9 protein-coding genes are annotated in these 13619 nt (G+C 36.9%); 3 read left to right on the forward strand and 6 right to left on the reverse strand.

Annotation, left to right across the window (positions count from 1 at the left end; all coding sequences use genetic code 11):
- Window positions 1-21 precede the first annotated feature (21 nt).
- From M3P07_RS10790 to M3P07_RS10815, 6 genes are all read right to left on the reverse strand, one after another.
- A complete protein-coding gene (locus M3P07_RS10790; RefSeq protein WP_249969921.1) occupies window positions 22-3279 on the reverse strand; it encodes an Eco57I restriction-modification methylase domain-containing protein in 3258 nt (1085 codons plus the stop codon).
- A complete protein-coding gene (locus M3P07_RS10795) occupies window positions 3276-5321 on the reverse strand; it encodes an N-6 DNA methylase (protein ID WP_249969922.1) in 2046 nt (681 codons plus the stop codon). The genes M3P07_RS10790 and M3P07_RS10795 overlap by 4 nt, the downstream gene beginning before the upstream one ends.
- Before the next feature lie 14 nt (window positions 5322-5335).
- Entirely contained in the window at window positions 5336-7150 is a 1815-nt protein-coding gene (locus M3P07_RS10800; RefSeq protein WP_249969923.1) for a DNA methyltransferase, read from the reverse strand.
- Between the two features lie 16 nt (window positions 7151-7166).
- Window positions 7167-7475 (reverse strand): helix-turn-helix domain-containing protein, encoded by a 309-nt coding sequence (locus tag M3P07_RS10805; RefSeq protein ID WP_249969924.1) that lies wholly within the window; start codon window positions 7473-7475, stop codon window positions 7167-7169.
- A 257-nt stretch (window positions 7476-7732) separates the two neighbouring features.
- The gene (locus tag M3P07_RS10810; RefSeq protein WP_249969925.1) at window positions 7733-9790 is read right to left on the reverse strand and encodes a DUF262 domain-containing protein; all 2058 of its coding nucleotides are present in this window, start codon (window positions 9788-9790) and stop codon (window positions 7733-7735) included.
- Between the two features lie 247 nt (window positions 9791-10037).
- A complete protein-coding gene (locus tag M3P07_RS10815) occupies window positions 10038-10874 on the reverse strand; it encodes a hypothetical protein (protein ID WP_249969926.1) in 837 nt (278 codons plus the stop codon).
- Between the two features lie 631 nt (window positions 10875-11505).
- Between M3P07_RS10815 and mbpA the strand changes: the two genes are divergently transcribed.
- From mbpA to M3P07_RS10830, 3 genes are read left to right on the forward strand one after another with little or no spacing between them, the layout of a single operon-like run.
- Window positions 11506-11802 (forward strand): mobilization protein MbpA, encoded by a 297-nt coding sequence (gene mbpA / locus M3P07_RS10820; protein WP_249969927.1) that lies wholly within the window; start codon window positions 11506-11508, stop codon window positions 11800-11802.
- Complete coding sequence (locus tag M3P07_RS10825) at window positions 11799-12668, forward strand: relaxase/mobilization nuclease domain-containing protein (RefSeq protein ID WP_249969928.1); 870 nt, start codon at window positions 11799-11801, stop codon at window positions 12666-12668. Before mbpA ends, M3P07_RS10825 begins: the two co-directional genes overlap by 4 nt.
- Before the next feature lie 12 nt (window positions 12669-12680).
- On the forward strand, window positions 12681-13046 hold the full coding sequence (locus tag M3P07_RS10830; RefSeq protein ID WP_249969929.1) for a DUF6730 family protein: 366 nt from the start codon (window positions 12681-12683) through the stop codon (window positions 13044-13046).
- The last annotated feature ends 573 nt before the right edge of the window (window positions 13047-13619 follow it).

Genomic DNA, 13619 nt, shown 5'->3' on the forward strand with positions numbered 1-13619 from the left:
TGTGCCCCATTTTTCTTTTTATTATACTCCATACAATGATTTACAAGCCTCTTCATAATCTACGTATGGATTAAGTTCTTGCATTTTCAAATTAAGCTTACGCCTTCTACTGCTCAGTGAACCAGTATTAGGATTTAATAAATTTTCAAGCTCATCATCAGTTGTTTGCAAAGCCTGATATTCCTGTATCAGTGCTCTTGTCTTCAATACCACATCTTGATGAGCAGCTTGTTCCTGGTCAAACGGAGGAGTAACTCCAAAAGGTAATTTATGAACGTGTCTCTTTCCAAATGCCCCTCTTGGTTGAAAGTCCTCAATGATCAGGTTAATTGCATTGCTGTTGAGTAATCCTGATAAATAGATCGCTTCATCTTCTGTTTCAACTTCTGCCCAATAAACTGTTTGATCTAATATCAGACGATCAGCCTCATACTCAGACAAATCAATGTATGCTGAACAAACTTTGCCCCCTCCAGCACCAGTCATAACAATATAACCTTCATCACTCACGTATTGCTGCGTTAATTTTCCTCTTACATCAATCAAATCAAATACAGTCGAAACGTCTCTACTATTAGCATCCAATTCTCTACAGATTTCTCGTAAAGTATTTTTGGTTACGGTACCTTTTGCGTTTATCTCATTCTGAGGAACCATTTCCCATTGACGGTCATCATTTTTTCTTATCGGTAAAAGAGCATTTTGAACAGTTGCAACATGAAATGGTGTCAATAAGTTAGAGGTGATGATATGAAAGAATAAACTTTTCGGAAGTACTCGTTCACTTAATCGGAAGGACTTATACTTCTTAGCATCTTTAACTGTAAATGCCAGCGGACTTGTTGTTGGGTCAATTGATTTGACACTGTAGAAATCGTTATTGGTTGTTGAAGCAACTTCATAAAACAACAAATTTCTTGGCATTATATCCGCTCCTTGTCTAAAACTGGCAGGGACAAAGAAACCTCCTGTAGACTCTAAGAGTTCTTGTTCACTCCATGCTGTTCTTTCTCCTTGTTGATTTCGATAAAATGTTGTTTGTTCTTTTGTTCCATCATCAAACACTATTGCTCCTGGAATCGGTTGAGTACTTGTTACGTCAGGATCTTTTTTTGAACCAAATAATATGACTGCATTATTTTTGAAAACATGTTCCTGCGTTTTCCACACTTCCTCAATATCGAGAGGAACGGGATTAGAGGATGTGAGGAACTTATACTTTCTAAAAGGGTTCTGATGGTGCCCGTTCAGAATGGTTTCAGGTACAATGCACCCAACCTTTCCGTTTTCAATCAAATACTTCTGAACAGCATGCAACAAGAATATAGTTGCTAATTCAATATGAAGGTGAGAAGATCCTGGAGGTTTAATATCAAAGGATTCAGCTTTGCGTTTTAAAATACTTTGGTACGGATTATCTGCAATTTTGCTCAAGGCAAGCCAAGGTGGATTAGATACAATGCCATTAAATTGTCCTGCAACTAATCCCGGCCTAAAACTATTCCTCAGAATATATGACCAAATACCGTTTCTTCCATCTCTGTTTAGTTTATCGATCGTTAAGATGAGTTCTTTTAAAAAACTCAGTACCTGTGCTTTTTGCTCATCTTTGAATTCAACCTCAAATTCTGTTATAGAAGAATCGAGATAGAAGGCTATCAAATCATCACTTACACTGGATTCTGAATTTTCTGATTGTTCAGTGGCGACAAGATAACTTCTATTTACAAGTGAATCGAACAGTCTGCTGTATGCAGGGGTTATCAAAAATTCAGGAAGTTCAATTGAGTATTCTGCAATTTTCAGAGAATAAACGCTTTCCTCATTGTCATTAATGTTGTTAGATACAGGTGTAATTGCAAATAAAGAATCCGCATGGTACACAGGTATTGAAACAGAATGAGATCCAAGTGGTTGTAGCCAATCAATCGTTGACAGAACCCAGTTAATTTTTGAAAGTATTACTGCCAGAGGGTCAATATCAAAACCTGTGATTGATTGTATTAGTAGTTGTAGTTTACGTTCATGGGAGGCTGATCCTTCATTCTGTTCAATCCTCTGTTTTGCAATTTCAATCGCTTCAACAACCATTGATCCTGAACCACAACACATATCAATTAACTGTAAAGCATCTGTTTCAGGAATGCCTTCTGCAACGTGTTCGACTAATTGATGTGCTAACCAACTTGGCGTCCATTCTTGACCAAGTAAAATCCTCTGGGATCTATGAGCTAACTGAGCCATCAATCTACCAAAGAGGTCTTCACCCGGGGTTGCTTTGAAATTGTATGCAACTAAATCTTGCTGAATTGCAAAGGCCACAGGCTTTATCTGGTCTAAATATGGCTCAGTATTTAGCCAGCCGAAATAATCATACTCTACAAAATTTTGAAGTCCCTTATTCTCAAAGAATGTCCCATCAAGAATTGATGTAAGCTCTTGTTCATTGGAACTTAATGCTTTGTTTTCTATGTAATTGGCACAGATAAGCTTACCTAATGTTTGGATGTACAATTCATCAACGTAAGTTGTGAAATCGAAATCATCAGAAACTCCTTCTTCTCTCAGATAGCTGACAAAACTGCACCACAATTCAGTTATCAGTTTAGAGTATTTAGGATTGTCTTCAAATGCCGATTCTACTCCTTCATTTAGTGTAATAAGATGCGATTGGCAGAAGGGGCTGTCAAATCCTAAATCTTTGGCAATTGAATAGGCAGTAACAGGTCGAGATCCTATACGGCCAAGATACTTACATAAAAACCTTACCAACTCGTTAGCAGTTCGGTCATTGACAACCGAACAGTCCACAAACTCAATTTCATTCAGGATAATGTTATCACGGCTCCAGGGTTCTTCCGAAGCTTGAGATAAATCTATTTCGTACGCATACCATCTAACAGTATCTGAGAGAATACCTATAACCAACTCAGGGTCATGACCTTTATTGACCAGACTTGAACAATAATCTTTGACTTGATTTAAACCAGTGTTGTATTTTGACGCAACTGTAAGATTACCTTCATATTCGATAGCAGTTAAATCAACAAGATTATCTACAAAACCAGTGCTTGACTTAGCTCCCTTATTAATCCTCACAGCCGATTCACTCCCTTGGATGTGTCTGATTACCCATTTAGGTTGATCTGGAAATATATGCCTCAAATATGAAGTAAAGCTATCCCGAACCACTTGTTCATTCTTTCCTTCCGAGATCAGTGAAATGCTATCAGTTAAACATTCCTTTGCTGCTTCAATATTTGTATTGGGTTCGCTCATTTACTGGTTCTTTGTTTTAATAATTCATGTTTTAAAGATTTCAGTTCAGCTTGCTTGGACTTTGTACTTTTATTAATACCAAGTTGTTTAATGAGAATTGTATCAATTCTATCAATCGTACCCTCATTATTTGTAGGGTCACTCACTAAGGTTTTTCCAAGATTCGACAGTTTTGAAATAGCTATGCCATCTAACTTTGGAACTGGAATTTTCTTGATTTGAGTAGCTTCCAATTTTAATGCACCACCACCCATAACTGTTCCGTATTCTTCCATAGCGACTACAAACCAACTGCTGTTGAATAGTGCAAGAGCTGAATAAATGTCATGCCCTGAAAGACCTTCTAACAACCAAATAGTAGAGAAATTTGCATCAATTACATATTTAGAATCCGGGTTAAGTCTCGTGATTGGATTTTTGCCATTAACTCTTGGAACAAACAGATCAGGAAGGTGTCTTGATGTTAACGGAGGAAGCATATACCAATATCTCGGAGAATCATTGGGCTTTGCTGGATTCCATTTTTTAGTATTTGGTTCAACTGCGGATAATTTCGGGATGAATTTTGGTTTATCATCAGTTCCTACATTGATTTTTTCCGCCAAAAGGATATGTTGGCTCAGGTCTTTTGGGAGTCTTTTAAAAGTAAACCTTTTATATACACCTGACTTTTTACATTCTTCTAAATTCTTTGTATTCAAGTGCTCCCTGATAACCAAAGCAATGCCTTGAATGTCCTTATTACTTATTGTGTATGAAGAATCAGACAGGTCGCTTTGCTTTCTTAGTACCTCCTTGAAGCAACCCGTGGGGATTGTTATCTGTTTTTGAGGAAATGGTGAATTAGGGACGGCTGAAACGCCTTTTTCTGTTTTATCAAGTACTGACATGTAAAAGAACATATTGGCACCTGTTCGTAAACCCTGACTAACATTCAGACCAATATCATCCAGTGAGACAAACTGTGGATTATTATCACCAAGCCAATCTCGTAAATGGGATGGTACTTTTAAAGTTTGTCTTTTTACTTTCGCTCGTGATTTGATTGGTTCTACTTTGTGATACCATTTCAGACTATCAAGTTTGAAATCTAATGCCTGTGCAAAGCTTGCAAGGTTTACATGCTTAACCCTAATAAATGCGTTTTGCTGTTCTTTAGATTTAATTAAGTTCAGAAAATCTCCTTCTGGAAGTTCCACACCCGGAAATAACTGCCCAATTAAACTCCCATTAACTCTCGCCTTTGAAAATATGGCGCAATAAGAAAACTGTTTCTTACCCCATATTAGAATTGACTTCTTTCTCTTTACCCTCTTTGCAACAATTAGTGTCGTCTTTACCTGTGCATCTGAAAACCATGTTGAATTTCCATCCTCAACAATTGATTCTATCTGAAACCATTTGAATAATATGTATTGAACTATTGCAGCGTATTCTCGATTCAACCATGTTTGTGGTACAACCATTGCTATTCTGCCTCCAATACTGGTCAGTAAAGCACATAGAATCCAAGAAGGGACGGCTAAATCAGATAAACCTGAATAAGAAGAAATAAGAAGCTCAAAGAGTTTCTTGTCCTGCGTATCTAAGTGTCCAAAGTAATCCAAAGAAGCAATGAGGTTCCTTTTTATTTCAGAAGTGTCAAGATTTTCGGGAGAGTTGTTTTTGTTATCAGAAATAGTCTGGTAACGAACATAAGGGGGGTTGGTAATTACAAGATCGTATTGGTGTTTGGCTAATTGATTGATAACGTCTAAATCAAATGCATTGCCCCTGATGACAGAAACATTTTGATTAGCCGAAAACCGTTGATTGCATTTACGCCAAACTACTTGATCTAATTCAACACCAAAGAACCTCTTTTGTATGTTGCTTTTAGGATTACATGCCCGCAACATATCTCCTGTGCCTACCATTGGGTCAATTATGCTCTTCGCTTTATTAAATTGTGCTAAATGAGCTAAAAGAGAAGCAACTGGACTACCAGAGAAATACTGGCCCAAGTTCTTTTTGTTTGATATGTCGTTTATTTTTGCTTCCAATTCTTAATATCCATTTAGATATGCGAGTTTTCCTGTAACTCGGTTTGTACTATTTTGTAAAATTGTTTGGCGTTCTTAGAAACAGGAATGCCGGTTTCCAAGCATGTAGTTATATATCTTGAAAACAACCGTTCTGGTTTTCTTTCATCATCATTGTCAACCCCATTGAAGGCTTTGTATAGAACGCTCTGTATTATTTCTTCTTCAGCTATAACAGCCTTTCCGTTTCTTTTCTTGGCCGGTTTATTAGCCTTGTTCAACAATAATAGCGGGTCTCCCTGCACTTTAATGCTTGAAGTAACCTGCTTAAAACTTCCTTGCACTTTGTCCAGAATACTGGAAAGTGATACTTTGAATCCTGCGGTCTGGAAAGCACCAACTAAAGCCCTCCATATTTCGGCTTTAGCCGAGTGAAATACCAAACTGAAAGAACCAGTGTCTTTTAAGGTTCTATGAGCTTCAGAAAACACTTCACTCATTAGACCAGCGTATTCTTCTATTCCTTTGTCCTGGGCTTTGTTCACAATGGCTTCTTTTTTTGCATCTGTCACCATGCCGAGCCATGCTTCGTTTATTTGATTGATCTCCGAATAGGGAATGTAATCTCCAAATGGGGGATCTGTAAAGACATAGTCTACTGAATGATCTGCAATTTTCAGATCGGTGCTACTCGAATTTACAACCTCCACCTTACTTTTACTGTTTGCAACAAGTTTAAAGGAGGCCGTAAATGTTTTGATCTTTCTTTTAACTCCTTCAAGAATGTTCTTTTCAACAGGCAAGTTGCTTATGTACAGAACTCCTGATTGCGCTCCGGTAATTACAAAGTCCTTATTGTTTTTCTTCACGACAACTCTTGACATTAATGTTGAATGTGAAGCATTGTAGCTGAGCAACAATAATCTTAAAGCGTTTCTTAAATCCTCCGGATACTCTTGGGTCTTATCCCAAAGTTTTGAAAAGACGATCAGATTTTTATCAGAGTAAAAATGATGTAGGTGTGTAATGCCTTTGTGATAACCTTTTCTGTGCAAGATTCCCCAATTCATAGCATAATCAGGAATCTGACCAACATTAAATTTTTCAGCCTTTTTCTTTTCTGCTTGTTGATCTGACTTAGAAACCTTTCGGTTCCATGTTCTCTTTCCTGTTCTTCCGTAATACCACACGGGTACTCGTTTCTTTCTTGTAACTCTCTCATTTAGAATCGGGTCTTGAATCTTTTCTGTACTCCTTTCTAAATTATTAACAATATCCCTATGATCACATTTTGGGCAATTAAACTCTTTTGTTATTTCTAAAGGGTCATGCTTTACAGAGTTATCCCAATAACTAACCTCCGTTTTACAAGAAGGACAAACCAAGATTTCCGACCATATAGTATATCTTAGAACCCCTGTTTCCCCATCAGGATCTGTTGCCTCATAAAGCCTACTCAATTCAGATTCCATTTCCTTTAGTAATTTCTTGGCTTCTCTTTCAAAAAGTTTATAGGATGGAGGGTTACACATTACTTGACCAATAAATGCGCCCAAAGAACTGATCTCATATAAGATAGCGTTGCGCCTTCCCCACACAGGCTTTATGTTCATTTTCTCGGTAGTTTCGAGCATGTCTTCAGTGGGCTGATCACATAATTTAACCGCTAATCCAGTAGTTCCGCTTCCAGAAAAAGGGTCTAAAACCGTATCACCAACATTTGTATGACAAGCTATATAGATAGCAATGGCTTCAGGTGATATCTTGGTCGGATATGGGAATGCATTATACAGAATACCCTTCCTGTTGGCCGGTAATGGGTTATTATATAAATTTATTAGTTCTTGCATAAATTAATTTCACAATTCAGGCCTTAGCAATTGGTTTTTTGGAATACTCACATTCCTTTTCTGCCACTTTCAAAGCATCCGTTGCTAAATCTTCATCTTTAACAATTTCATACACTCTATCAGCAAGCCATAATGTAATTAGCTCGTTCTGGTCGGCACTCAGTATTTCAGAGAATGTAATCACTTGCTCTCTTTTCGCCCTACGTTCACCTCTTTCAATTTTGCTGAGCATTGGTGTATCAATGTCCAGCTTACCAGCTACTTGTCTTTGTAGTAAGTTTTGTTGCTCACGCAACTCTCGTACTCGGTCTCCAAACTTATTCACAGTTTACATTTTATGACTTGTCAGATATTGACAAATATAACCGCTTTAAATAATCATTCAAAACATATGAGGTAAGAATAATTCTTAAGGAGTAATAGGAGTATTTGCAAAATGGGGCACAACAGTTTTGTGTATCAGTAGTAGCGGATTTCTACTCACAAACCTTTCGGTTTAGCACTAACCTTTGTTCTAAGTTTATAATTCCGCTTTAACACCTGAACCGCTATTACTTATACACCGCTTGGGCGTTCGTTATTTTATTCCGCATACTTGATTAGCAGTTCATCTTCCGAGTCGAACAATGTCAAGGCGTGCTTTATTTTTTCAAATTTTCCAATGTTATCGATATTTCCTTCAATGAAATATGTATCATTGATTTGTAATGCTTGTCTCGGGTTTCCATCAGTAGGATTTTTAGTCAACGTTATTTTTTCTGCAAGTTCAGTAGTAAAAAACGTCTCAGGTTGTAAATCAAATAATTGCCTGAAAACCTCTACATATAATTTAGCTACTTGACTGACTTCAATTTTTTGGTCAAAAAATATCGCATACTCAAGTTTTTTATGTTTTGGATCTTCTGCTTCAAAGATGTTTACTTCATTATTTTCGTCTCTGTCGTCAAGTTCAATTTCAGGCATTTTCCAAATTTCAAGAAATCGTTCAGAAAGTCTATCAAATCTTCTTTCAATCTCAACTTTATTCCATTTATCGAGTACTGAGAGATATTTATTTAGCCATAATCTACTATCCTTGTAACCTGCGTTGTCCAAATCCCTTTTATCTATAAAAGCCTTGTTTCCTAGCTTTCCATTATTGCCTGAAAGTGTTAGATTACCTATGGTATTGAGAAAATTTTCTTTAATGAAATTGTATTCATCCACTCCAAGTTCTGCCTTCCATTTCGCATCAGGATTTTGAGGAAAAATATGTTCGATTGTAATATCTGGGTTGCCTTCAATTACAACTGGTTCGTTATTATTATAATTTTCAAGCCTTTCTAGTAAATAAACTCTATTTTTTGATTTTATGTTGTAAACGTCTTTTAGTTTTAAACTCTCAATTACTTCTGTGTTTTTTGGGAAACGCTGTGAGCCTTTACGTTTTAATAGCCAAAATTGAATGGATTCCAAATAATTGTCTTTTTCCACTTTTTCATAAAGTGTCATAAAGATTTTATTAAGGGCATTAGTTGGCAATCCGAGAATAAATCTTCTCCACGTGAATGACTGAACAAACTCTAGTACACTAAGAAAAATATTCTTATCAATCAGCTGCTCAGCATAATCTTCATAGACTTTCATTAGAAACGGGTATGCAACATTTATTTCTAGTCGATTGATGTATTCCAATTGAATTCTGATGTCTTTATCAGCCTCGTTTTTTGGGTTAAGAAGCTTGTTGTAATATTTAACTAGAGATTTTATAGGGGCTAAATTTTGTTCTAAAACATCAATTTCCGATGTTGGGTATTTAGCTTTAAACTCTTCATATACTTTGCTCTTATTAGGTATTTTGTTGTTTACCAAAGTGAGATAATCTCTAATGAAATCAGATACTCTACTTTTGTTTGAGGTTTCTTCTTTCGCCAATTTTTCAATTATCTCCCAATAATTGTTGTATATCCTATTTTGGTCTCTTCTTTTTAGTCCCATTAGAATGTAATTTCTAATTAGGTCGGCTTGCGAGAGTTCAAGTCCTGTTGAATTTAGACTTTCAAAGATTCTTTGTGGGTCATCCTTATCTCTATCAAGTGATATTTCAACGAACATAAGTTTTGAAAGCCCTCTTAAAACAAATTCAAAATTTTCTTCGGTTATTCTATTTTTATAGTAATTGAAATTGTCTATCACTTTGGAAAAGTCATTGAACTCTTCGGATTCATCACTTCTAAGAAGATACTTTATTGCTTTATCGTTGTTTTCTGTTGGACGTAACTTTAGTTTTTCTTCTTCAGGTGCAAACTTGTTTATTAAGTACGTCTCGCTTATTTCATTCACGAGTGCTTCATCTTCCCTTTCCTTTGCCAGACGATATAAAGCAAGATAGATCAGTGTCAATGTTGTAAGTCGCTGTTGTCCATCAATTACCGTTAGTTCTTTGATTCGTGAAGAAGTATAAACATCATCGTGAACGTAAACGACACTTCCAATGAAGTGAGCATTCATTTTGTTACTTGTTCCAACTTCTAAAATATCATCTAAAAGTTGCTTGCATTGGTTTGTCGACCAATCATAATTTCTTTGGTAAACTGGAATTACAAATTGAGTTTTATTAGAAGATAAAAAATCTTCTACTTTAGTTTCGTTTGCTTTCATTTATTTGGTTAAGTTCTTTTTTAAGCGGTTGTTTTTAATTACGCCCAACGTACTTGTGTATGAAACGTAGCGTGCTAAAAGGCACTAACTTTTCGAATTAACACAGAGCCAAATTTTTATATTTTGTTTTTAATGTTTCTCTTTTTAAAAGCCAAATTAAAAATTTGACGGTCTTTTCAAATAAGCACAAACCTTTTGGCTATGCACTTACCAGCTATGTTTTATACACCGTGTTGCCAGTAGTATTTTATTCCAAATATTCAATTTCAATATTTCGGTCAAACATATGAAGAACACATTTAGTCAATTTTCCCTCGTTATGATAAACGGTTAATCCATAATCAGAAAATGAAGCTCCCATCTGGTCAGTTCCAAATCCAATTAGCACGATTTTTTCGTTGTCGGCAGACTGAATTTTCATTTGTTTTGGTGCCATTTGAACATTTGCTTGCCCGCCATCTGTATTGAAGAGCGTAACGGTCAGTCCATTACCACCTGTTATACTTGGCTCAACTTTTATAGCTCTTGGTGCTCCTCCGTGAGGTCCAGAAACTTTAATTCCATTTTCATATCGTATGTGGTCTGAAGAATGAAAAACAAATTCAAGTCCGCTATCTTCATTTTCTCCATCAGAGTAAAACTCTATCATTTTGTCTGGCGAACTAAATGAAAAAGTGATTTTTGCGATTTGTCCATTTTGCAAAAATAAATTACAACAATAAGGGTCATTACTATCAAAATCCGTATGGTTTCTTGTTTCTCCAATTGTCATCTTGAACATTGAAATCCCCATATTATTGTCTCCATTTCCTGAACTTGGGACTTTAACTAATTGAAGTCGGTCATTTGAGGTTATGAATACATCAAATTCATTTTCACTTTTTAATTCGGAATGAAGACTTGTGTCGGCAAATCTTACCACTGAAACTGTGCCGTTTGCCGTTTGCTTTTCTCTATTAGTTATTATTTGGGTTGTATTTCCAAAATCAATCTTTTTTCCACCTTTCCATATTTCATAGCGGTTAGGTTTAAAGTTAAACTCTTGAATATTTAATTTTTGGAACGGTTCAAATGAATCCCACATATTTTTTAATGTTTAATTTTCGATATGATTAGGTTTTGTCATATTACTGGCAACAGGGGAATATAGTTATTAACTAATATAGGAATATATCATCATTGATCATATGCCGTTAACATGTCTCACTTCTCTTCATATTTACATCCTTAACAGGGGCCCTTTTATTGGATTTAGCAGAAGAGTTGATTACAATTATTAACCCAGTCCCATTTCTGGTCTTTTTTAGTAGTATTGTAAACTCACCTTTTTTGGGACATTATATGTACGTGTTAACTAACTGAAATTTCAAGCACCCCAAATCTTACCAGGACTTACCTGCGCTGGAACCTGTTTGATTTTTGTAGTGTTCGGGAAGATAAGCGTAATTCAAAAATCAAATAGGGCGCCTTTACTTATGCTCTTTTGGAGTAGGGCTTTCCATTGAACTAATCCTTTCTTTTATTGAAAACTGTAGTGTTTCGCTGTTTCAATTGAGATTCTTTTAAAAGGACTCCTTTTCCTTAGTTAAAAACAGGGCACTTTTTATCCCTTTTTGACTTTGTTGCTACTTTGAAGTTGGGTGGCAATTCAAGATGTGTCATTGTCATGACAATCTTGCTTTTTCTCCCGATGGTCGCAAAAGGAAAAAAGAAAAATGAAACAGGAACACATCCAGTTCAGGTGCAGTATCTATGAGAAGAAGATGCTCAAGCTCAAGGCAAAAAGGGCTGGGCTCTCACTTTCCGAATATTGCCGTGGTTCCGCCCTTGGCCATAGCATCATCGAACGCCTAACCCTAGAACAATTGGAGCATTATTCCATGCTGGTGAAATACAAGAACAATTTCAAACGGATAAGCAATATGTTCAAAAAAAGGAATCCTAAGCTTGCCAAGGAAGTTGGGGAATTGGCCAATGAGATAAGAAACCACCTGCAAAACTTCAATAGATGATTGGGAAAGGAAAATCCATATCACATACAAGGGCTTCCATCTCCTATGGATGGAACCAAGAGAAGGAGGCGGAAATCATCCATAGCCAACATTTGGCTGGGGAGAACCCTAGGGAGGTTACGGAAGAATTTAGAATCGTCCAATCACAGAACCCGCGGACCAAGAAGAACACGCTGAGCTTTGTACTGAGCCCCAGTATCGAGGATGGAAAGCGACTGTCAAAACAGGAACTAAGTGAACTTGTCAAAAAGTTCATCAAGGCCATGGGGCTAAAAGAAAGGCAGGCCATTGCATTTGTACATCGGGACAAGGAACATACCCATATCCATTTATATGTCAACCGGATAGGATTTGACGGAAAGGCATACAAGGACAGCTTTATCGGAAAGAGGAGCCAACTAATAGCCCATAAGGTGGCAAGAGAAATGGGACTGACCACTGCAAGGGATGTCCAACACCAAAGGCTTGATAAAGTCAGACAGCTAAGAAATGAGATAAAGCAGGTACATGAAGAAGTGATACAATCGGAAAGACCGAAAAGTCTGGATGCCTATATCAAGTCAATGGAAGAAAGGGGCGTCAAAATAATTCCAAGTATCAACGGACAACAGAAACTTCAGGGCTTTCGATTTGAATACAAGGGACAGAACCTTAAAGGTAGCGAGGTACATCGTTCGATGTCGGGAGGAAGGATAATTGCCCAAATCTCAGACAGAATGAACAGTACAATTTCAAAACAAAAAGTCCCGGTATTAAATCTGGCGGGGAAAACCATCGAACTGGGCACCAATATCGCGATGGCCTTGGCAAAAAGCTTAGCGAAGAAAATCATAAAAAAGTCCATTGACCGGGGCATCGGAATCTAAAAGAAAAGAACAATGAAAAAATTGGATGACATCATGGAACTGCTAACGGACGAAATCAATGAGTTCCAGAATTCGATCAAAAAATTGGAAGGCCTATCAAAGGGCTTAAATAAAGTAAAAGTAGATACTTCAAAGTTGGAATATCTCCTAAAAGAACATCTAAGGAACCAAGAGAGCATTCAGTCACAGAATAAAAGAACATTGAATGGTATCAATCGAAAGCTGCAAAGGGTCAAGCTTATCCCCAAATGGTTGTTGGTGCTTTTTCTATCTCTGCTAATTATACTGAGTATGGTAATTGGATATTTGAGTTTCCAAGTGGTCCAATTGAATAAAAAGGAAAAAGCTGTCGCAATGAAAGAAAAAGTGGAACTTTAAAATCAACAGTAGGTTGCGCCCTTTTCCAATTTTACTGTACGCTTATCTCCCGGAACGCTATAAAATCGGAACAGGATCCATGCGCAAAGTTTTGGGGTAAGAAATGGGACAAGTAATCCACCAAAAATGAAAATCTAAAACCAAGATTTATCTTTTTAGGTATGTTTAATGCAATCATTTACCATCATTCGATTACTTTTATAATGACGGAAAAATAACACCATAAAAGTTCACAAATCGTCAACATTGAAATACATTGAAAGCTAAAAGCCTTTTAAATGAAGGGGTCTAGCGCAAAGGTTCGATTCTTGCCGGGGCTACGAAGTAGACGCGCAAAGGTGCAGAGCACCCAAAGCGAAGCTTTGGAATCGAGGTTCATGCCGTAAATCCATACGGTAATTCTTGCCGGGGCTACGAAGTAGACGCGCAAAGGTGCGGAGCACTCAAAGCGAAGCTTTGGAATCGAAGTTTATGCCGTTCATTCATACGGTAATTCTTGCCTGGGTTCCGAAAAGGGGATTTCTTAATCAAACCCAGTAATGCCCTAAACCAATTTTTGTTTTTGCCAAAAGT

The sequence above is a fragment of the Flagellimonas myxillae genome (genome assembly GCF_023502235.1).
GTDB lineage: Bacteria > Bacteroidota > Bacteroidia > Flavobacteriales > Flavobacteriaceae > Flagellimonas > Flagellimonas myxillae.